24 protein-coding genes are annotated in these 18,713 nt (G+C 37.0%); 5 read left to right on the top strand and 19 right to left on the bottom strand.

Annotated features, from left to right (window positions below; all coding sequences use genetic code 11):
• Positions 1-39 precede the first annotated feature (39 nt).
• Positions 40-1,332, top strand: a complete 1,293-nt coding sequence (locus EGI24_RS19620) for an amidohydrolase family protein (protein WP_255050297.1) — start codon at positions 40-42, stop codon at positions 1,330-1,332.
• Positions 1,333-1,698: 366 nt separating this feature from the next.
• Here EGI24_RS19620 and EGI24_RS19615 read toward each other — a convergent pair whose 3' ends face one another.
• From EGI24_RS19615 to EGI24_RS19600, 4 genes are all read right to left on the bottom strand, one after another.
• A complete protein-coding gene (locus EGI24_RS19615) occupies positions 1,699-2,970 on the bottom strand; it encodes an NRAMP family divalent metal transporter (protein ID WP_255050292.1) in 1,272 nt (423 codons plus the stop codon).
• Positions 2,971-3,191: 221 nt separating this feature from the next.
• Positions 3,192-3,695 (bottom strand): SRPBCC domain-containing protein, encoded by a 504-nt coding sequence (locus EGI24_RS19610; protein ID WP_255050290.1) that lies wholly within the window; start codon positions 3,693-3,695, stop codon positions 3,192-3,194.
• A gap of 80 nt (positions 3,696-3,775) precedes the next feature.
• Positions 3,776-4,204 (bottom strand): SRPBCC domain-containing protein, encoded by a 429-nt coding sequence (locus tag EGI24_RS19605; protein ID WP_255050289.1) that lies wholly within the window; start codon positions 4,202-4,204, stop codon positions 3,776-3,778.
• A gap of 10 nt (positions 4,205-4,214) precedes the next feature.
• Entirely contained in the window at positions 4,215-4,694 is a 480-nt protein-coding gene (locus tag EGI24_RS19600; RefSeq protein ID WP_255050288.1) for a DinB family protein, read from the bottom strand.
• A 120-nt stretch (positions 4,695-4,814) separates the two neighbouring features.
• Between EGI24_RS19600 and EGI24_RS19595 the strand changes: the two genes are divergently transcribed.
• Positions 4,815-5,810: a GlxA family transcriptional regulator gene (locus EGI24_RS19595; RefSeq protein ID WP_255050287.1), complete on the top strand. Its 996-nt coding sequence runs from the start codon at positions 4,815-4,817 to the stop codon at positions 5,808-5,810.
• 316 nt (positions 5,811-6,126) lie between these two features.
• Here EGI24_RS19595 and EGI24_RS19590 read toward each other — a convergent pair whose 3' ends face one another.
• Positions 6,127-6,855, bottom strand: coding sequence for a hypothetical protein (locus EGI24_RS19590; protein ID WP_255050286.1), 729 nt, complete (start codon positions 6,853-6,855; stop codon positions 6,127-6,129).
• Positions 6,856-7,263: 408 nt separating this feature from the next.
• Between EGI24_RS19590 and EGI24_RS19585 the strand changes: the two genes are divergently transcribed.
• Positions 7,264-7,569, top strand: a complete 306-nt coding sequence (locus tag EGI24_RS19585; RefSeq protein WP_255050285.1) for a hypothetical protein — start codon at positions 7,264-7,266, stop codon at positions 7,567-7,569.
• A gap of 20 nt (positions 7,570-7,589) precedes the next feature.
• Here the strand turns inward: EGI24_RS19585 and EGI24_RS19580 are convergent, their stop codons facing one another.
• Complete coding sequence (locus tag EGI24_RS19580; RefSeq protein ID WP_255050284.1) at positions 7,590-7,958, bottom strand: LytTR family DNA-binding domain-containing protein; 369 nt, start codon at positions 7,956-7,958, stop codon at positions 7,590-7,592.
• 10 nt (positions 7,959-7,968) lie between these two features.
• Positions 7,969-9,426, bottom strand: a complete 1,458-nt coding sequence (locus EGI24_RS19575) for a hypothetical protein (RefSeq protein ID WP_255050283.1) — start codon at positions 9,424-9,426, stop codon at positions 7,969-7,971.
• Between the two features lie 58 nt (positions 9,427-9,484).
• On the opposite strand from EGI24_RS19575, the gene EGI24_RS19570 reads away from it, so the two are divergent.
• Positions 9,485-9,619 (top strand): hypothetical protein, encoded by a 135-nt coding sequence (locus EGI24_RS19570; RefSeq protein ID WP_255050282.1) that lies wholly within the window; start codon positions 9,485-9,487, stop codon positions 9,617-9,619.
• Positions 9,620-9,625: 6 nt separating this feature from the next.
• Here EGI24_RS19570 and EGI24_RS19565 read toward each other — a convergent pair whose 3' ends face one another.
• The 4 genes from EGI24_RS19565 to EGI24_RS19550 form a co-directional block, all read right to left on the bottom strand.
• On the bottom strand, positions 9,626-10,348 hold the full coding sequence (locus EGI24_RS19565; protein WP_255050281.1) for a hypothetical protein: 723 nt from the start codon (positions 10,346-10,348) through the stop codon (positions 9,626-9,628).
• Positions 10,349-10,352: 4 nt separating this feature from the next.
• Complete coding sequence (locus tag EGI24_RS19560) at positions 10,353-10,865, bottom strand: hypothetical protein (protein ID WP_255050280.1); 513 nt, start codon at positions 10,863-10,865, stop codon at positions 10,353-10,355.
• A 19-nt stretch (positions 10,866-10,884) separates the two neighbouring features.
• On the bottom strand, positions 10,885-11,457 hold the full coding sequence (locus EGI24_RS19555) for a type VI secretion system tube protein Hcp (protein ID WP_255050279.1): 573 nt from the start codon (positions 11,455-11,457) through the stop codon (positions 10,885-10,887).
• A 73-nt stretch (positions 11,458-11,530) separates the two neighbouring features.
• Positions 11,531-12,502, bottom strand: a complete 972-nt coding sequence (locus EGI24_RS19550) for a GlxA family transcriptional regulator (RefSeq protein WP_255050278.1) — start codon at positions 12,500-12,502, stop codon at positions 11,531-11,533.
• Between the two features lie 124 nt (positions 12,503-12,626).
• Here EGI24_RS19550 and EGI24_RS19545 point away from each other — a divergent pair, with 124 nt between their 5' ends.
• Positions 12,627-13,052 (top strand): SRPBCC family protein, encoded by a 426-nt coding sequence (locus EGI24_RS19545; RefSeq protein WP_255050277.1) that lies wholly within the window; start codon positions 12,627-12,629, stop codon positions 13,050-13,052.
• Between the two features lie 44 nt (positions 13,053-13,096).
• Here the strand turns inward: EGI24_RS19545 and EGI24_RS19540 are convergent, their stop codons facing one another.
• From EGI24_RS19540 to EGI24_RS19505, 8 genes are all read right to left on the bottom strand, one after another.
• Positions 13,097-13,879: a hypothetical protein gene (locus EGI24_RS19540; protein ID WP_255050276.1), complete on the bottom strand. Its 783-nt coding sequence runs from the start codon at positions 13,877-13,879 to the stop codon at positions 13,097-13,099.
• Between the two features lie 82 nt (positions 13,880-13,961).
• On the bottom strand, positions 13,962-14,387 hold the full coding sequence (locus EGI24_RS19535) for an ABA4-like family protein (protein ID WP_255050275.1): 426 nt from the start codon (positions 14,385-14,387) through the stop codon (positions 13,962-13,964).
• 1 nt (position 14,388) lies between these two features.
• Entirely contained in the window at positions 14,389-14,817 is a 429-nt protein-coding gene (locus tag EGI24_RS19530) for a DUF2141 domain-containing protein (protein WP_255050274.1), read from the bottom strand.
• Positions 14,818-14,889: 72 nt separating this feature from the next.
• Positions 14,890-15,483, bottom strand: a complete 594-nt coding sequence (locus tag EGI24_RS19525; RefSeq protein WP_255050273.1) for a Crp/Fnr family transcriptional regulator — start codon at positions 15,481-15,483, stop codon at positions 14,890-14,892.
• Entirely contained in the window at positions 15,480-16,010 is a 531-nt protein-coding gene (locus tag EGI24_RS19520) for a DinB family protein (RefSeq protein WP_255050272.1), read from the bottom strand. Before EGI24_RS19520 ends, EGI24_RS19525 begins: the two co-directional genes overlap by 4 nt.
• A 93-nt stretch (positions 16,011-16,103) precedes the next feature.
• On the bottom strand, positions 16,104-16,946 hold the full coding sequence (locus EGI24_RS19515; protein WP_255050271.1) for a hypothetical protein: 843 nt from the start codon (positions 16,944-16,946) through the stop codon (positions 16,104-16,106).
• Entirely contained in the window at positions 16,943-18,046 is a 1,104-nt protein-coding gene (locus EGI24_RS19510; protein WP_255050270.1) for a class I SAM-dependent methyltransferase, read from the bottom strand. The genes EGI24_RS19515 and EGI24_RS19510 overlap by 4 nt, the downstream gene beginning before the upstream one ends.
• A gap of 225 nt (positions 18,047-18,271) precedes the next feature.
• Complete coding sequence (locus EGI24_RS19505; RefSeq protein WP_255050269.1) at positions 18,272-18,712, bottom strand: Spy/CpxP family protein refolding chaperone; 441 nt, start codon at positions 18,710-18,712, stop codon at positions 18,272-18,274.
• Position 18,713: the final 1 nt, after the last annotated feature.

Below are 18,713 nucleotides of genomic sequence, written 5' to 3'. Positions count from 1 at the left end.
CAAGAGGTTTATGTCATCAAGAATGTAAACATAATCTCTATGAATTTAAGCAATTCTGTTTTACAAAATGCTTCATTGGTTATTATAAATGATAGAATAGCCTCCATAAATGGTCCCATTCCGAATGAAGCCAAAATTATTGATGGAACTGGAAAATGGCTAATGCCCGGACTCATAGATATGCACGTGCATGTACCTACAGATGCTGGGCCATTTGGTCCTAAACTCCCAACTCAGGGTGCCACAGTCTTTTTTGACCTTCAAGATTTCATGACGCTCCATAATTCAAATGGCGTTACCACTTTATTTGACCTTGGCTCAAGACCAGAGCATTTCGGTCAAAGAAACGAGATTGCAAAAGGCCAAGTAATTGGTTCTAGAATGGCATTGGCAGCCATGATAGATGGTGGAAAAGGACAAGGTAGAAGAGCAAATACTGCAGAAGAAGGCCGCCAGGCGGTTCGTAGTGCAAAGGCGGAAGGATATGAATTTATCAAATTATATTCCGATCTCAATATAGAAACTTTTAAAGCCATCGTCGACGAAGCAGCCAAACATAGCCTCAAATCCATCGGGCATATTCCAGATGCTTTTCAGGGACACTTGCAAGAGGCATTTGTACCAAATTTTGGCATGGTAGCCCATGCCGAAGAATTGACAAAACACACAGAGAATTATACTTTAGAAGACGCACAGCGATTTGCCAAATTGTTGAAAGCAAACGGCACATGGCTTTGCCCTACATTTACCACCATAGAATGGATAGCAAGTCAAGTTAGATCTTTGGACCAACTCAAAGCCTTACCAAGCCTTCAGTATATGCATCCTCTCTCACAAAGTAAATGGCTCACTGCCAATAGATACAATAAAATGTCAGATTCAGCCACCATAGTAAAATTTGAAAATTATGTAAAATTCAATAATCTATTGGTTAAAGAATGCAAAGCCCTTGGTGTACCCATCGTTGCTGGAACAGATGCCAGCACCTCAGGGGTAGTTTTCGGCTTTGCCATGCACGACGAACTCGAACTGTTGGTAAAAGCGGGCTTAAGCAATGAAGAAGCCTTAAATGCCGCCACCAAACAAGCCGCTACCTGGCTGGGTATCGAAAGCATAGTCGGTACTGTTGAAACTGGCAAAAAGGCCGATTTAATTTTATTGGAAGCAAATCCACTCGAAAATATTAATAACACCAAAAAAATCGCGGGGGTTTTTGTAAATGGCCATTGGCTGGATAAATCAAAAATCAAAGCAGACCTGGCCGATTTATCAAAACGCAATACCGCCGCCAAAGCCGATTGGGATTGGAAGAAAACGATAAGTGGGAAGTAGCATTTTCTTGATGCGAAGTCCTTGTTTCGTTATCTTTTTGATTTCAAAGTTAGACTATTCGTCGTCTAGTATCGCTTCGATATCCTTCTGATGTTGAAGCGATTTTCAAAAATCATTATCACCAGATTTTCAATCTGAATTAAGGCTACTCTGTGTGAACTCTCTAAAAATCAATAATTCTAGAATACGCTTGAATGTCTTGGGTAAGATAAATCCTAAAGCATCTGGTTCCAACACGCCATTTCAGAATATATGGAATAGCATTTAGAAGTTACTATTTTCTGCGGGTGATCCCGATCGAGACGCATTTCACCCGAACGAAGGAAATATCCTTAGTGGAGCGGGTTATTATTTTAAAAAAAACCTCTATTTTTCTGAAAATTGTAGATAGATTAAAGCTACAGCAGCAACTGTCATGATAATTAAAGCCGCAAAGCCCAGCATATTTGTGAGTCTTCCATTCACATTATCTCCCATTATTTTTTTGTTGTTAGATATATGTAAGATGATGGCAATTAGGACAGGAGCTGTTAGTCCATATAAAATGGCTGTATAAATCAAAGATTGAATTGGCGTAATGCCTATGTAGTTTAATGATAATCCCAGTAGCAACGAAATAGCAATAATGATATAAAATGCTTTGGCTTCATGAAATTTTTTATCAAGGCCTTGTTCCCAACCAAAGGTTTCGGTTATGATATAAGAAATTGAACCACTCAATACCGGAATTGCAATAAGTCCTGTTCCAATTACTCCGATGGCAAAAAGCAGATAAGCAAGATTTCCAGCCAAAGGTTTTAGGGCCATTGCCGCCTGTTCTACGGTGTCAATTTGGTGGATACCGCCTTTAAACAAAACAGTTCCAGTGGTAAGAATTATAAAATACATAACAAATCCTGAAACTGTCATTCCAAAGTCTACATCTTGGTTTATCTCATGAATGATCTTTTTATTTACAATCAAATGTTTCCTTTTGTTTTTCATCTCTTCAACCTCTACGGATGCTTGCCAAAAGAAAAGATAAGGTGAGATAGTTGTGCCAAGTATGCCTACTATAATGGCAATAAAATCTTTGTCAAATTTTATGGTTGGAATAAATGTGGCTTTCAGAATTTCGCTAAAATCTTGTTTATACAAAAACGGAACAATAAAATAAACCAACATTACAATGCACAAATATTTTAGAACTGCTGCGATTTTTTGGTAAGGCAGGTAGATGATTAAACCAAGAAGAATAATGGTGAAGAGAACGCTGAAATAATTGGCATCAATAGCGGGAAATAGCAGATTTCCCACAGCACCCATGCCTGCAATGTCAGCACCAATATTCATTACGATGGCAGGAAAGCTAAACAATAGCATGAGGTATAGAATCGGTCTTGGATAGTGTTTTTTTAGTGTTCCCGTCAAACCTTGTGAGGTTACCAAGCCTATTCTGGCACACATCTGCTGAATAGCCGCCATAAGCGGAAAAGCAATAATGGCGGTCCATAAGGTGGCAAGTCCAAATGCTGCACCTGCTTGAGAATAAGTGGCAATTCCAGATGGATCATCGTCGCTTGCACCTGTCACCAGACCTGGTCCAAGTTTTTTCCAACTACTAAAAAGTTTAGATGAAAATGTTTTCTTTTTAATCATTTTTTCAGTCGTTGTTGAATCGTCAGAAAAAGCATCAGCTTTTCGACATTTTCATTATGTGTGAGCAAGATAAGGAGGATTTTCAATCCAACAAAAAAGTACTCAAACGAGACTACTGAATATTTGATAATTTCGAGGCACAACAGCATGGCTAATGTACAAAAGTTAAATAGAAGTAGAATTTTGCACTTCAACTCTCCTTCTGCTGGAGGTTCTTTGTTTTATTTATTTGGCAAGCCCCATTTTTCAACCAATTCTGCATTCAATCCACCTTCTTTTCCATTGGGTTTTCCTTTGCCAATTTCAATAAAATCTTTCAAACTTCCTTGTATATAGCTTGTCCAGGCATCGTTACAAACATTGTAACATTCATATTCTGGCACTAAACCCTCGTGTGTAAAAACAATTTGGGTTTTACCGGCTTGGGTTGATAAATCAAAAATCAGTTGGGTATTAATCCATTCTGTTTTGTCTTTCGTAAAATTAAATTCATTGTCTATCACCTGATAAACCAATTTTTTATCAGCAACCATTTCAATAAGTTTGATTTTGCACAGATGCACATCTTTATAATGATAAAAGAATGTTTCTCCAACTTTGTCCGTATTTCCTACGATTTCCTCAGACCACCAAGCTCTAAAATTTTTAATGCCGTTAAAAGCACTTGAAATGTCTTTATTAACCGTAATGGTAGTGGTGTAATTTTTATTGGATGGGTTGCTCATTTTTTTACTTTGATTTGATGTTGTTATTCTTCCCTTGCAAGAAAGCAAGGTTGAGATTAAAATAATTTGAATTAAATATTTCATTGGAGATGTTCTTGAAGATTTTGTAGATACTGCGTCCATGCACTTGAGCAACCACCATAACATTCTATTTGTGGAATCAGGCCATCGTGTGTAAATGTTATTTTGGTTTTGCCGTCAACTATTTCAAGGTCGAAACAGATTTTTGTTCCTGCCCATTCATTGGTACTTTTTAAGAAGGATAAATTGCTATCGGTTACCAACCAAACTATTCTTTTATTGGTAACAAGTTCAATTAATTTTTGATTGGAATAATGTACACCATCACCAGCACTGAAAGAAAATTCATCGTTAATGCTTTCGCTTTTTCCTTCTATTGTTTCGCCAAATAAACCTATCCACCAATTATTTGGATTCACTAAATGAGCAAATACTTGATTTGTATTTTTTGAGGTGCTTAAACTGAATTGGAAACTTTGATTTGCCATGGCTATTTTTTTAATTGAGTAATACAATTTGTCCTGAATGATATTGTAAATGAGAAGTTCTAGTAATGATGATGTTGAGCTTGTTGCGTTGAGGCTCTTTTGCAAAATTTTCTTCAGAAACAGCTGTGTGTTTTTCAAACCATTCTTCAGGTTCCATTTTTTCAAATTTTGCTTGTAAATGAGCATTTTGTTTTTCCCACATTTCTCTCAATTCAGCAACTGATGGGGATTGAGTGGCCGCTTTATCGGCTTGTTTTATAAAAGGTTCTAACAATTCAGGAAATAACTTTTCGCCCATATCCAACAGTATGAGCATTTCATCATGTACGGCAATTAGGTGTCCCAATAGATACCTTCCGCTGTTTTTTCCTATGTTAATTTCTTTTGCCAATTGCTCATCAGTCAAGGTATTTAAGTGATTGTTTAAATTTAGAATGGAACCATTCCATCTGTCAATGACCATTTTCACAAACAATTCTGTTCTTATCATGTTTTTGATTTTATTTTACAAAGCTAATGTCCAAAATGCATTTTTAGGCAGTGCTATATGGACATTATGAAGGGTTGATTTGGACAAAGTATTTACTTAACTTTGTCGAAAAAGCGGAGAATGAAACATTTAAGTATTCTAGTTCCTGACGAGCAAACCAATATGAGTACGATTGCTTGTATTGTAGGTGCGAACCAAGTTTTTAGCGAAGCAAACAATTATTTGGCGAGAAAGGACGAAAAAGCCATTTTCAAAATTGAGTTGGTAGGTGCGACCAAAAGCGATTTTTTAAATAACAACCTAATTTCTATAAAGCATCAGGTTGCCATCAGCGAAATTGATAGAACGGATCTTATTCTCATTCCTGCGTCCTTAATTCGCAGTTATGATACGGCCTCCAAAAACAATAAACTGCTAATCGATTGGGTAGCGAAACACTACAAGCAAGGAGCAGAGATTGCCAGTATGTGTGCTGGTAGTTTTATGCTGGCTTCTTCTGGAATCCTCGATGGGAAAACTTGTTCTACGCATTGGGCTTTGTCCGAAAATTTTAGAGAATTGTTTCCTAATGTAAACTTACAAACTGACCAATTAATTACGGACGAAAATGGAATTTACACCAATGGTGGGGCCTATTCGTTTTTGCATTTGTTGATGTATTTGGTCGAAAAATTTTATGACCGACAAATAGCCATTCATTGTGCAAAATATTTTCAAATAGATTTAGACAGAAATTTACAAGCAGAATTTTCCATATTCAACGGACATAAAAAACATAACGATGAAGCCATATTGATGGCTCAAAAAATCTTAGAGGAAAATTATAAAGATAAAATTTCTTTCGAAAAGTTGTCGTTTGATTTAAACATTGGTAGAAGAAATTTTGACCGTAGATTTATAAAAGCAACCGGTTTTACACCGCTTGATTATTTGCAGAGAGTAAAAACTGAGGCTGCAAAAAAAATGTTTGAAACCACTCGAAAAACGGTCAATGAAATAATGTATGAAGTGGGATATAACGACGCCAAAGCTTTCAGGGATGTTTTTAGTCGTGTGACTGGCAGGTCGCCTTTAGAATATAAATCGAAGTACAATAAAGAAAGTAGGTGGTCTTAAGCTTTTGGAGAAATTAGGTTTATCGACATCTTCGCAATGCCTAAGCCAAAGGAGGTTTTTCAAACCGACAAAAGCAAAGGCAAATAGCATTTCTGAAAATTTATAATTCATGAAAGTTGATCAAACCTTTGTGGATTAAAGACATCTGGCTTATATATGCCCATTCAGAACTTGAAGAAGCGTGATATGGTGGAGCTTTTTTTAAATAGTGATTTCAGCGGTTGATTCAAATAGCTACCTGGTTGCATTTCACTTGCACGAAGGAAATATCCTTCGTGCAGCGTGGTAGTTTCAAATACGCCTCTCACTTAAATGCTCACTTGTAACAATAATCATGGCCTGTAGCTTTTGAATTAAGACCAAAGCTTGCAAACGCCAAAGACTTTGAAGCCTCGTTGCCATAGAAAAAATTAAAAATTAGATTAAAGTTATCTTGATGCTGATTTTTTTTATAGAACTCCTCTAATTGCATGTACTCGCCATCCGCTATATGCTTATTAAAACCAACTTCTTTTCCAATAAATTTTTCCTGCTCCACATGTTCTTTCAGCGTAGTCGGATTTCGCTTGGTCTGCCAATACAAAGCTCTATAAGCCGATTCCAATGTTCTAATTTTGATTTTTTCAATTGAATAATCTTCACTTGCCCAAAAGAGTGGCGTACAAAAATTTCTATTGATGAGTCCCCCAATTTTGAATTTATTGTCGTAGTCGCTTATGAAACGGTTTGTCCAAGAACCTTTTAAATCGTCTAAAAGATTGAACGCCACTTTAAAATTTTGGTCTGTATGTTCTGATTTTAGTTTTTTGTTTAGCTCACTCAAAGTTTGATCCATTATGGGTTCAATTTCTAAAGCTTTAAGTTCATAAAGCTTTTCAAGGATATGTTCTTTTGCCATGGGGTTAAATCCCATAATTGGCAATACCAAATCGCCTTGAGTGTCACCTTGAAGTGAAAACAAAAACTCCTGAAACCTTTCATAAGTTCTGGGTTTCTGATAGAGGTCTATCATTGTGTCTAAAATGGGCAATAAGGCAAATGTCATATTAAAATGATTTACGAGGCTTCTGAGATGCTGTTTATTAAATAGGACTTACCAACAGCATAAATTTATGCCATTGCATAAACATCCATCGTGCTCGCATGCTTTTATGTATTTTCAATTAATTGATTTTCATCTAAATATCCCTGAATTAGCATTTATTGAAGGTTTCGAAATATCAATATGCAGGCTGGGCGGCCTAAAAACTATAATAAAGCTAAGTAATAAACTCAAGAAGGACAAAAACTGAAAAAATAACAAAGATATTTATTAAATGGTAGATTTCTTTACAATAGATTACATCAATTAGAAACTCCAAACTCTCAGAAAACGGCTCCTTGTGTCCGACCATGTTGAAATCTGCGATTTCGTGCTTTTCAGGGGGGCGTCAATGTTGAAATCGACGATTTTGTGCTTCACAGGGGGTCAGTCAACATTGAAATCGACGATTTCGTGCTTTTCAGGGGGTCCGTCAACATTAAAATCGACGATTTCGTGCTCGCCAGGGGGTCCGTCAATGTTGAAATCGACAAATTCGTGCTTGACCGAGGGTCCGACAATGTTGAAATCGACGATTTTGTGCTTTTCTGGGGGTCCGTCAATGTTGAAATCGACGATTTCGTGCTTGACCGAGGGTCCAACCATGTTGAAATCGGCGATTTCGTGCTTGCCAGGGGGTCTGTCAACAGTGAAACCGGCGATTTCGTGCTTGACTGAGGGGGATATTTTTCGAGATCTTAATTAATAATCTGCATGGCATTAAACAAATCAATTCTCTTTCTCCGAGAAATAATACACTGTATGTCATTGACTAAGATGGCATTGACCCCATCAATGTGTTTTAAAAATTGTGTATTGATCATATACGACCGATGAACCCTTACCATGTTCATAAATGGCAGAAAACGTTCCTCGAGCTTTTGGATATTGGTGCTGACGATGATCCTTTGCCCGTTTTTGAGATAGAGAAAAGAATAGCTGACATCCGCTTCAATCATGACGATTTCGGTCGGAAAAAATTCTAATCTTGAGCCCACATGTACCGAGGTGAAGGGAGAAATACTTTCTGTAAAGTCTTTGGTGAGTTTTTTTCTTATTGTTTTCATGCTATTGGTTCTATTTCTGTTTTTCAGGATAAAATATTACACCTCTCAGGGCCATGGCATTGCCTAGCCAAACCGTTCCGGCTTCTACATATAAAAAATAGTAATATTGCCCATTGTCAATCACTTCTGTGTTGCTCGGACTTCCAAAGGTCTCCAGCACGTTGGCTCCCGGCGTAGAGCTTACAGAAATAATACTTGTTGCTGGGCCTGCATTTTGTTTTGCCACTTTTTTGAAATACACCGTCATGGTTCCTCCAGCACTTTGTTTATAATGAAATGCCATCTCGTTTACGGTATATCCATCAGGTAGCTCCACGGGTGCATATAAAAATGCTTCGGTTTGTTTGGTATTGTTCACAAACGAAACCAAGCCGTTGACCACATCCCGCTGGAAGTTGGATGCCGCAAGGGCTGAGAGGGTATGCGGTTGAAATCCCATGGCAGATACATTGTGTGGACCTAAGGAACTGCTTCCGCATGCTATAAGATTTCCATTTTCATCGGTGCACACGTCCCTCGAGCCTACTCCTGCCAAGTTGGTGGCCCTGAGGTTATTGGCTTGAACGGTACTGGTGGCACTCATACTTCCACTTACCCTAAGTCGATAGGTAGTAGATACATTGGGACTTGTTCCAATATTTACCACGCCGTTTTTTTGAATGACTATGGCATTGGAACGCAGGGCATTGCTCGAGCCATTGCCTATTACAAAAAGGGGGTCGGTGGATACCCAAGCGGTGTTTGAACCTGCTATGGGCGTATTAAAAGCTCCAAAATTCGAAGTTCCAAAACCACTCATTTCTAATCCCCAACCTAAGCCATGATTGTACTGGCCAGCTGAAGCATTTGAATTTTCACCTATTAGAATGGTATTGCTTGACCCGTCTCCAATGGTATTGGAGAATCCCCCTCCAAAGTTTCTTATTCCAGCTACTTGCACAGATTCACCAAAAGCTATCGTGTTGTTTGTGCCGTCCGCAATAGCTCCTTCGCCCATCGCTATTCCCCCTCTTGACCTCGACTCGGAGTTTAGGCCATAACAAAAACTAAAAAGACCAATGTTGTCAGATACAAACCTGACCGAGCCATCTGGGAGGTTAAAAGTACCTCCTTGAAAGGCACTTCTTGATGGAATCCACGCCATTCTGGTGCCATTGCCTGTCGTTGGTGAAGTAGGTGGATAAGTAGTATTATTAGCACCAATGGGCAATGGCGAAGCGTATCTCGACCAAAATCCATTTGAATTGGTATTCTCGATAAAGCCTAAAGCTTGCGTCCAAAGTCCTCCTGAAGGATTCTGCCATATTGCATTACCATCTGCATCAGAAGTCAATACCTTACCTAAGCCTTCACTGTGGTTTTTGATTCTGAGTTTAGATTTGATAATAGCCGAGTCGGACCGCATTTCAACTTGAGCATTGACGAGATAGGAATTTAACAACAAGAATAAAATGAATAATTTTCTCATAGCTTAGTTTTTTGTTCATCACAAAGCTAATTTCTATTATTGTGCGGCGGTACTACTAATGTTAGTAGGTCATGATGTCATAAATACAGTAAGATTGGATGAGGTTTTTGAAGGTCCGAAAATAGAAATAGCAGATTTTTTAAGAAAATCTGCTATTTCGGCTCGTAAATATATGCTAGGTGGTTTTCCTTAGAATTATTTAATTATTCAACAATTTCCCTTTTTCGGTCATCGGTTTTTCTTCCTCCACCTTTATTGGATTTTGTAGAGCCCATTCGTCTTTTCTTGTGCCAGTTACCTGCCAAGAGACTTCTGTATGGGGCGTAGAAGTTTTTATTTCGAAGGTATTTTCCTTGATTTTCTTTGATACGATTGCCTGAGCAAATACACCAATCACCGTCAGTTGGTATCTAAAGTCGGCATTTAATGCCTCAAAATAGGCAGGAAGCGATACTTGGGCTATGCCATGGGCATCGGTGGTGATGTTTCCACTGTAAATGTTGATCATCTCCGGACTTTCCACAAAACTGTGTGAGAGAAACTTGTTCAAAGGATCTTGTGGGTGGTCAATCTTGAATGTACCACCTGCTTTGGAGAGATTGCCCGCTATATGGGCAGAGCCTTTTACCAGAAGTCCATAACCGCCTGGGGTGCTCAAGGCATCTATGATTACGCCATTTCCAAAGTTTCGGCTGTAAACCACCAACTTGGCATCAATGCTTTCGCTGGTGCCAATCAGGATATTTTCCAGAGGCTCATCGCTGGTGAATAAGGCCGAACCGTTCAAATGTAAAGGTTTCAAAGGATTGCTGGTGCCAATTCCGATTTTGGGCGTCAAGACCTTATCTTTTTCAAGTTGAACAAATTGTGCATAGGCCTTTATCTGACAAAAAAACAGAAGCAACCATATTGAATTTTTCATTTTTTTAAAAGTTAAAAGGTAAATTGTTTACAAAATCCCAACCGGAAGTATGCGTAGAAACCACCAAACCTGAGGCTCCATAAGTTTTATATTCAAATGCAAACTGATTTAACCAAATATCAATTTCATGCTTACCACCTTCGGATTCATTGGCTCTGAATCTGATGGCATTGATAAAAGCATTTCGAATTTTTATGGTCATGTAAATTTTTACATCCGTTCTATATTGGAATATATTCATGTTGATAGGCACATTAGATGTAAAAAAAGTACTCCAAATTTCGGGCGTCATACTGTCTTCATCTATCAATAATTTTATGGATCCTGGTAAAACTTTTTTGTTATTGGACTGAAAATCATATTGAACACCTAATACTTCAATCAAACCCGTTTTGCCATCTGACAGTGATTTTGGACCTAAGATGCTTGGATTTATAAAACTGATGTAAGTGTCAGTTACTTGGGCTTTTGCTGTTAAATTCAGAGCCACTATAAGGAAGGGAATAAAAGCTTTCATGTTGATTATTGTAATTTAATTAGAAAGTATCGGTACAAGTCGTTCCATTTTTAATATCAAAGCAGGTTTGGTTGACGCCAATCAAGGCACCGCTTGTGTTGATTTTACTCACGGCATATATAATTTTATCATAATTTAATGTCAGTATATATTCTGGTGTGTTTAAAGAATGGCCATAGGATAATTGTTTTACACTGACATTAAAAAGTTTAATATGGAGTACCTCAGTAAGCGGCGTGCCGTTTTTATCCATAAAAAGGTCTAAGGTGGGCAATGTACTACCCCTAAATATTCTTTCGTGCCATTCGGTTATAGACTTATCTATGGGCAATTCTATCTCAATAGGCTGAAAATCAGCAGCCTTAAAATCTTTCTTAATACCACTGCTACCTAAATAAATGGCTTTTGAAGAAGAAAAAGAAAAGGAAGATATTTTGGTATTTTTAGCTTTGGGCTTTTTCGTTAAGGATACCCGGGTATCAATATTCACGGTAGATTCGCCATCTATTTTGGGTATATCCATCAAAAAGGAATATTGACCGAATCCGAGAGCGGGTAATAGGAATAGAAATACGATGAAGGGTTTTCTCATGGGTAACATTTTTTTACCTCACAAAATTATACCCTGTTTTAGTAGTGAAAACCTACTAATATTAGTAGGAATGCTAGGCCATTTTACGATACTTATTGCGGTATTCTATTGGCGTAAGACCCGTTATTTTCTTAAAAGTCGTCCTAAATGCCTTGTTATCAGAATATCCCACGTCCATCATGACTTCATTGATATTTTTACGGCTATTTTCAAAACTCCTTTTGGCTGTTTCTATTTTTACGCGTTGAATATATTCCAAAACCGAATTGTTGGTGGCAGCTTTAAATCGCCTTTCAAAACTCCTTCTGCCCAAAGCCACCAAATCGGCCAATTCATCTACCGTCAATTTGCCATCTATGCTTTGTTCAATGTAGTTCTGGGCCTTTTGAATCTCTAAATCGTTGTGCTCTTTTTGGCCTTGAAACATCATAAAAGCCGACTGATTGCTTCTGTCGATGTCTATGGCAAAGTATTTTGAAGCCAGTATCGCAGTTTCTCTATCGGTATATTTCTCTACCAAAAGCAAAAGTAAATTCCAGTAGGACGTAGCCCCACCGCTGGAATAAATCCCATTTTCCTCTGTAACTATACTGCCATCTTGAACTTCAACAAAGGGAAATTTGCGTCTGAATTCATTGACAAAGCCCCAGTGAGTCGAACATTTCTTTCCATCGATTAGGCCCGTGGAAGCCAACAAAAATGCTCCCAAACACAAAGAAGCAATTTCTGCTCCTTGTTGTCTTTGTTGTATTATCCAAGGCAAAAAATCTTCATTGGCTTCAAGGGCAGCATTCAAATCACCAAATAGAGCAGGAATGATCACCAAATCATATATTTGAATATCTGAAATCAATAGGTCGGCATGAACCGAATATTTCCCATCGTTCAATTTAACTTCTTTTCTGAGGCCTACCAACTTTATATCGAAAAGGAGGGGCTTTCCGGAATAACCCAAGAATTGATTTACTGCACTAAAACAATATTGTGGATCAGCAATGGCTTGCATCACTGAACTTTCCAAGACTAAAATGGCAACTTTTTTCATATCCCAAATATATTAAAAAAACCCTTGTCGTAAAACGCCGCTCAAATGTCTTTTTTATACACTTTCGTTTACAATTTCTTCTTTTAACTTTGTGAAATCAATTTTAAAATTAAAAATCACAAAAATGGAATCACCAGAAATTACAAAAATAACAGTTGATGTGGATATAAATGCTTCAGTTGAACTTGTTTGGGCGTGTTTTAATACACCAGAACATGTTGTAAAATGGAACGCCGCCTCAGATGACTGGCATACACCGAAAGCATCCATTGACCTAAGGGTAGGTGGGCAATTCAACAATAGAATGGAAGCCAAAGACGGGAGTTTTGGATTTGATTTTATTGGCACTTATGGTGAAGTTATTGAAAATCAAAAAATTAGTTATGCCATGGAAGATGGTAGAACAGTAGACATCTTCTTTGAAGCAAAGGGTTCTGGCACTCACCTAAAGGAAATATTTGTGGCAGAAACCGAAAATTCGGTGGAATTGCAAAAAGAAGGCTGGCAGGCGATTCTTGACAATTTCAAGAAATATGTAGAAAGTCTATAAAAAATGAAGGTTCTTGGTCAAAACGACCAAGAACGCATTTTATGTTATGCTATAAATGGCTTTCCAGCTAAGGCCTGAACCATAGTGAATACCACAAAAAGAAAGTATATAAGAGAAAACACCCATACTCGCTGCTTTGCTTTTGCCTGGTTTGCTATATTTTGAGAAACAAAATATCCGAGAATTGGAATCAACTGCAAAGCATGTACACCAAAAAAATGTGCTACCCGTAGGTCGCCAAACAAAGTACTCCAGTTGAGCAATGGGAGCCCCTTCGCTCCTATTTCACCACCCACATTGTGTGAGTTTATGCCGCTCATGTAACCACCAAAAAAGCTGAATATCACAAACATAAGGAGCCCAATTTGAATAGACAAAGCAAAGGAATCACTGATGATGTAGGCCTTTTGTCTTATAAAACGAATGGTCAAAACCAAGGTAGCGGTGGTCAACCAGACAATCATGATACCCATCAGAGCATAAAGAATGCCACCCACAATCTCCGTTTGATTAAAATGAGAGAGCTTGCCCCTAAAAGCCTGAAAGGTAATTACCCCATTTTCGTATAACATGGTCGCAACAGCCAGATAAGTATATAGCCTTACGTTCTTTTGTTTTTCAACAAAAAACAACAAATAGGCCATGGACCAAGCATAAATCCATGTGCTCAAGGCAAATTTTATGGGTTTTATCATGGAGTTGATACCCAATACTTGGGTGGTATTTACAGTGGCATAAAGTCCTAACACTGCTGCTAAAATCAGGAAAAACGTACCCATATTCGCCATTAAGGCATTTCTACGAACTATTTCTTTATAAAAATTCATGGTGATTAATAGATTAAATTTGACAATAGGATAGCTCTCAAATTCAATAATTTGCATAAAAGAGCTTAAAAAAATTAAAGAATTACGCCTTTAAAGACTTGGTTTTAAGTGACTTTATGATAAAAAATATCAAATAGCCCATAGGACCAAACATAAATGTAAAAGGCAAAGCCAAGGTGTAAAATACTCTGGTGATACCCAAAGCAATGCTTTTACGTACAATGTAAGCTCCTACAAACAAGTCGAAAGCCAAGTAATGAAACCAACCAGCGGCTACGGCATTGTCGTTTTGAAACAGGGCTTTTACATTGGCCAATGAGCTGAAACTGTCTGCACGGAAATCTCCGATGTCTTTCAGAATCAAATAGGTATAAACCACTGCATACAATACAATTAGACCATTCAAAATACTGGCCTGCGTGTATTTCCAATTCGGTAAAAATATCAACAATATCCAGCCAAGTAGTATACAGGAGTTTCCCAAAGAAAAAATTGAAGCAGCATCCATATTAATCTATCAGTTTAATGGTGAAGGTATTGTTTGTAGGTGAAATCATGATGTTACAATCGCTGAATTCAGGTTCTGAAAACTTAGGTTTGAAGTTTTTAGAAAAGCCAAAAGGTTCAGTTGGGTAGCCCACCAGGTTTTTGTCTATCTTTTGGTTCAGATTCTTGTCTTGGAAAACCGCAATGGCATATTCACCATAAGGAATATCCATAAAACTAAGGCTCATTTCACCCAATTTTGAAACTTTGATTTCCTTGGCATAAGAGATAGAGCCTTCTTTCGGAAATGCACTCCCCTTTTTGTAAAAAGCCACCCGGATGTTGCCTTTTAATTGCTTGATGTTGCTAACATTCACCACTACTTGGGGCTGATCTGCTCCAATCACCCATGAGCTAGTGAAAATAAACCATGTAATAAGATACTTTTTCATAAAATTATTTTTGTTTGATGATGCAAAAATGAACAGTGTTTATAGAATATACATGTCACAAATGTGACAAAATCATTTTTGTGTCAAAGATTTTCTAATTCTACTTAAGGATTGGCGTTCCACGCCTAAATAAGATGACAAATCTGTCAAAGAAATTCGGTTAAATAAGGTTGGATTACGGCTCATAAAATCCAAATAGCGTTGTTCGGCATTTTGGAATAAAAAGCTTTCAATTCTGGACTGTAACAAAACTACCACCTCTTCGGCTACCAAACGGCCATATAATTCTAAATTCTTAAATTTGCGATAACCCGCTTGCATATCTGTATAAGGCAGATTTACCACCACTGATGGCTCAATACACTGAAAGTGAAATTTTGCTGGGTTTTGTCGAATATAGGCGGGGTAATCGGTCACGTATTCATTTTCTTTTGAAAACCAAGTGGTAATTTCACTGCCTTTGTCGTCGACATAAAAGGCCCGTATCAAGCCCGAAATCAAAAAACCTATACTGTTTTGTACTTGGCCTTCGCTGAGGTAAAAATCTTTGGATTTATAAACAGAAATACTCAAGGCATCTGAAACATAGGACAATTCCTCTTCGGTAATTTCTGGACACACCATTCGGTAATGGTCTAAATAAGTTTCAAACTCCTTAGACCTCATGCCTTTTTAGATAAATATAGTTTAATTAACTCTTGGTGGTGAAATACATGGTGGGCGGTAAAATACAACATTTCCCTAACGGTGATTTTTCCTAAAAGTGGGTGAGGTAGGATCATCAAATCAAAATCATCTTCTGTATAATTATCTAAACTATTTTTGATAGACTTTAGGTAATTTCTCAATGTGCGATAGAGCTTATCTTTCTCAGAAAAACTTACCGCTTTAGGCAAAAAAGCAGCAGAAGCTCGGCCGCCCAAATTTATTTTCTCATCGTACTTTAACACCAAGCCCTCGTAAGTTTTGGAAGGTCTATTGGCTTTACCAAAGATGATTTTTAGCAAAAATCTAGGTAAAAGAAAGCCTTGAGCCAATGGTTTTACAGACAATACAATATGTTTGAGCTGTTGACCAGCAGACCATTTATCAGAAAAAGCATATTCAAAATCTGATTCATTCAAACTATCCAAATAGCTAATAAACTGATTGTGATTGGTTTCTAATCTTTCAAAAATCTCAGTTTTGGTCATTATAAAATTTCATTTTTTTGTCAAATTATGATTTTAAATTGAAATAATTAACGCAAAAAGGGAATTTACTTACAAAAACCTCTCAAAATGGTCCTACTTCAAATCCGCCAATACTTCTGTAGCATCTTTTAAAATAGCCTCAAAAGATCTCACTAAAGCTTTGGCCTTGAATAAATTATCTTTTAATACATCAAATTCGGATTCCTTTTTGCTCAACTTCGTTTCAGCCTTTTCCTTTTCTTTTTGTATTTTGAGTATTTCTTTTTCTTTTTTGGTTGAGGCTTTTTCTAAATCCTCCTTGGTTTTTGTGTCAACTTCAGCTTCTTTTTCACTGTACAATTCACCCACAATTTCTTCTTTTTCTGAAAGTGCCTTCGTTAGCATTTCAGGCGTAGCATCCAGCTTTTTGCCTAACTTTTCTTGATCTTTTAAATTACTTTCCAGCGATTTTTCTATTTTTGACTGATCCTTTTTGGCATCAGCCAAATTAGCTTCTGCATATTTTATATTTTCTTTGGCCAATTTCATTTCTAAGTTTTTCAAAGTGAATTTTTGAAATCCTTCTACCAGTTCTAATGCATATCTGTCATTGATTTGAAAGGCCGAAAGAACGTCGGAATCTTTGTCTATAAAAAAGAAACTCAATTTCTGAAACTTCTTATTGCTCTCAAAAACCACATCAATGGCTTCTAAATCATTTGAAATTTCGTTGTTTTTTAATTTTTCAAGACGAACCACGCGTTTCTCAGGATTAGAAACTTTGCCCAAGCCTTGAAAATACACAGTCAAATCATCCTCCAAATCTTTCTCTACTTGATTAGAAAAAAGAAAATAAGCGTGTTCATGGCTACCATGATAGAGGTTCTGCCCTTTGTGTATTTGTGCTGAAACGGTAATATTTCCAATAAATAAGAATAAGATTAGTAGATTTTTCATTTTAAAGTATTTTGAATTTTATTACATATTAACACTATTTTCTTCTTTTTATGGTTTTCGCTAAAGAAAATATACTGGTCTCCCCCATCTTTCAAGCCCAATTGCTTTTTTATTTCCTCTGTTGAATAGGGGAAATTTCGTACTGCAACATTTGCTTTGTCTGATTTCAAAAATTTCTTTATTTGTTTTTTATCAAAATCAATTACGTGTTCTATCTTAAATATCCTACCCGGAAAGTCAAAAATACATTCAATTGATGTATATAAATGACTATTCGCAGCAATTTTGGAAACCTGATAAGCTTCAGCGATTGACTTAAATGCTCCTGCTTTCATTATACTGGCATTGGGTTCATAAAGAAAGCCCTCAGGTTCTCTAAATGCCAAATTTACTTGGCTCTCCTGTGAATAATGAAAGGCAAAAGCGTCTTGACCACTTAGTAAATTAACACAAGTGATTAAAGGCTCAGAATTAGGTTCTTTCTTTAGGATAAAAACCAATTCTTTCACCTCATTTTTCTCAGACAATATTAAGACATCGTCTACGGTTTTTAGTAACAAAATACTATCTTTAATATCTAACATCGGCGAATATTTCACCATCAAAATTTTAGCTTTGGCAAGTATTAAGTCTTTTATTTCCAGCAAATTAGGCAAACAATCTTTTAGACTCACCATTTTACGATTTACAGCATCTCTTCTTGCTGGATCCAAATAAACAAAATCGGTTGAAGCTTCTAACTCAAACTTCTCGGCCTCCACATTAGTAAATTTCACATTCTTTATGCCCAATAGGTCAAAATTGTGTTTTACAACATTGCTTAGATTTGGGTTGATCTCATTGTGGGTGAAATCTTTAAACTTTTTGGAGAAAAAATAACTGTCTACACCCAAACCACCAGTAAGATCCACGCCGATGTCACCATTCAGCAAATCGGCTTTATACTGGGCAGTAGATTGGGACGAACATTGCTCCAAGGAGATTTTTGGAGGGGCTATCAAGGCTTTTTCTTTATCCCATTCAGAAACTTTTGAGCCAATTGTTTGATTGAAAACGGCCTGATTAACCACCAATTTAAGCATATTGGCGTCAAGTTTCAATTGATTTTTTAATACAAATTCCCTAGGTTCAATTTTTCCCAGTGGTTTGGTTATTTGTGCTGCTTGCTGTAATATTTTTAAATTGAAGTCTTCCAGAGAATGATTTTTTATACAAATTAAAACAAATGCTTCGAATTACCGATTAAAAATCTAATGGCTATTGCCTTGAATGCAAAAAGCACCCAAAATGTGGATGCTATCTTTGTAAATAATGAAGGGGATAAATTAGTCCAATCCTTTTCTTTCTTTGAGTTTATCCAAAAGCATCTGGTTAAATTTTCTCTCAGCAGCCATCAAACTCGAATATTGTTGAGCCGAAATTACTCTTAGAAAGTTATCTCTATATTTTTTAGTTATATTCAATTCATCCTGTTGCAATTCCAAAATTTTATCTTGCCTTTTCATCAACTCATTATTGGACAAATCCTCGCCAGGTCTTTTAGAAAGCCTTCTAATTTCCTGATGAATTTCGTTTTTCTCCTCTGAGTAATTGTTATAAATGGGCCAAAATTTCTCTGCCTGACTTTCGGTAAGTTTCAGTTCGTTGGTAATCATGCCCACTTTCATCGCTCTGATACGTTCCCCGCCCGGAGGATTTCCACCAGGGCGTTGTCCAAAGGATATAGTACTGATTATGAGTAATATGTATAAAAATATGTTTTTCATC

The sequence above is a fragment of the Lacihabitans sp. CS3-21 genome, assembly GCF_024343675.1.
Taxonomy (GTDB): Bacteria; Bacteroidota; Bacteroidia; order Cytophagales; family Spirosomataceae; genus Leadbetterella.
Note: the sequence above shows the minus strand (reverse complement) of the source record. Positions and strands in the feature narration are given on the sequence as shown.

What these genes read in the sequence shown, in the direction of transcription:
- EGI24_RS19535 (WP_255050275.1), bottom strand. Translation starts at nt 14,387, where the DNA reads ATGGATGCTGCTTCAATTTTTTCTTTGGGAAACTCCTGTATACTACTT.
- EGI24_RS19570 (WP_255050282.1), top strand. Translation starts at nt 9,485, where the DNA reads ATGTTAGTAGGTCATGATGTCATAAATACAGTAAGATTGGATGAGGTT.
- EGI24_RS19550 (WP_255050278.1), bottom strand. Translation starts at nt 12,502, where the DNA reads ATGAAAAAAGTTGCCATTTTAGTCTTGGAAAGTTCAGTGATGCAAGCC.
- EGI24_RS19560 (WP_255050280.1), bottom strand. Translation starts at nt 10,865, where the DNA reads ATGAAAGCTTTTATTCCCTTCCTTATAGTGGCTCTGAATTTAACAGCA.
- EGI24_RS19545 (WP_255050277.1), top strand. Translation starts at nt 12,627, where the DNA reads ATGGAATCACCAGAAATTACAAAAATAACAGTTGATGTGGATATAAAT.
- EGI24_RS19610 (WP_255050290.1), bottom strand. Translation starts at nt 3,695, where the DNA reads ATGAGCAACCCATCCAATAAAAATTACACCACTACCATTACGGTTAAT.
- EGI24_RS19525 (WP_255050273.1), bottom strand. Translation starts at nt 15,483, where the DNA reads ATGAGGTCTAAGGAGTTTGAAACTTATTTAGACCATTACCGAATGGTG.
- EGI24_RS19520 (WP_255050272.1), bottom strand. Translation starts at nt 16,010, where the DNA reads ATGACCAAAACTGAGATTTTTGAAAGATTAGAAACCAATCACAATCAG.
- EGI24_RS19600 (WP_255050288.1), bottom strand. Translation starts at nt 4,694, where the DNA reads ATGATAAGAACAGAATTGTTTGTGAAAATGGTCATTGACAGATGGAAT.
- EGI24_RS19540 (WP_255050276.1), bottom strand. Translation starts at nt 13,879, where the DNA reads ATGAATTTTTATAAAGAAATAGTTCGTAGAAATGCCTTAATGGCGAAT.
- EGI24_RS19530 (WP_255050274.1), bottom strand. Translation starts at nt 14,817, where the DNA reads ATGAAAAAGTATCTTATTACATGGTTTATTTTCACTAGCTCATGGGTG.
- EGI24_RS19615 (WP_255050292.1), bottom strand. Translation starts at nt 2,970, where the DNA reads ATGATTAAAAAGAAAACATTTTCATCTAAACTTTTTAGTAGTTGGAAA.
- EGI24_RS19555 (WP_255050279.1), bottom strand. Translation starts at nt 11,457, where the DNA reads ATGAGAAAACCCTTCATCGTATTTCTATTCCTATTACCCGCTCTCGGA.
- EGI24_RS19575 (WP_255050283.1), bottom strand. Translation starts at nt 9,426, where the DNA reads ATGAGAAAATTATTCATTTTATTCTTGTTGTTAAATTCCTATCTCGTC.
- EGI24_RS19620 (WP_255050297.1), top strand. Translation starts at nt 40, where the DNA reads ATGAATTTAAGCAATTCTGTTTTACAAAATGCTTCATTGGTTATTATA.
- EGI24_RS19595 (WP_255050287.1), top strand. Translation starts at nt 4,815, where the DNA reads ATGAAACATTTAAGTATTCTAGTTCCTGACGAGCAAACCAATATGAGT.
- EGI24_RS19515 (WP_255050271.1), bottom strand. Translation starts at nt 16,946, where the DNA reads ATGAAAAATCTACTAATCTTATTCTTATTTATTGGAAATATTACCGTT.
- EGI24_RS19565 (WP_255050281.1), bottom strand. Translation starts at nt 10,348, where the DNA reads ATGAAAAATTCAATATGGTTGCTTCTGTTTTTTTGTCAGATAAAGGCC.
- EGI24_RS19505 (WP_255050269.1), bottom strand. Translation starts at nt 18,712, where the DNA reads ATGAAAAACATATTTTTATACATATTACTCATAATCAGTACTATATCC.
- EGI24_RS19590 (WP_255050286.1), bottom strand. Translation starts at nt 6,855, where the DNA reads ATGACATTTGCCTTATTGCCCATTTTAGACACAATGATAGACCTCTAT.
- EGI24_RS19580 (WP_255050284.1), bottom strand. Translation starts at nt 7,958, where the DNA reads ATGAAAACAATAAGAAAAAAACTCACCAAAGACTTTACAGAAAGTATT.
- EGI24_RS19605 (WP_255050289.1), bottom strand. Translation starts at nt 4,204, where the DNA reads ATGGCAAATCAAAGTTTCCAATTCAGTTTAAGCACCTCAAAAAATACA.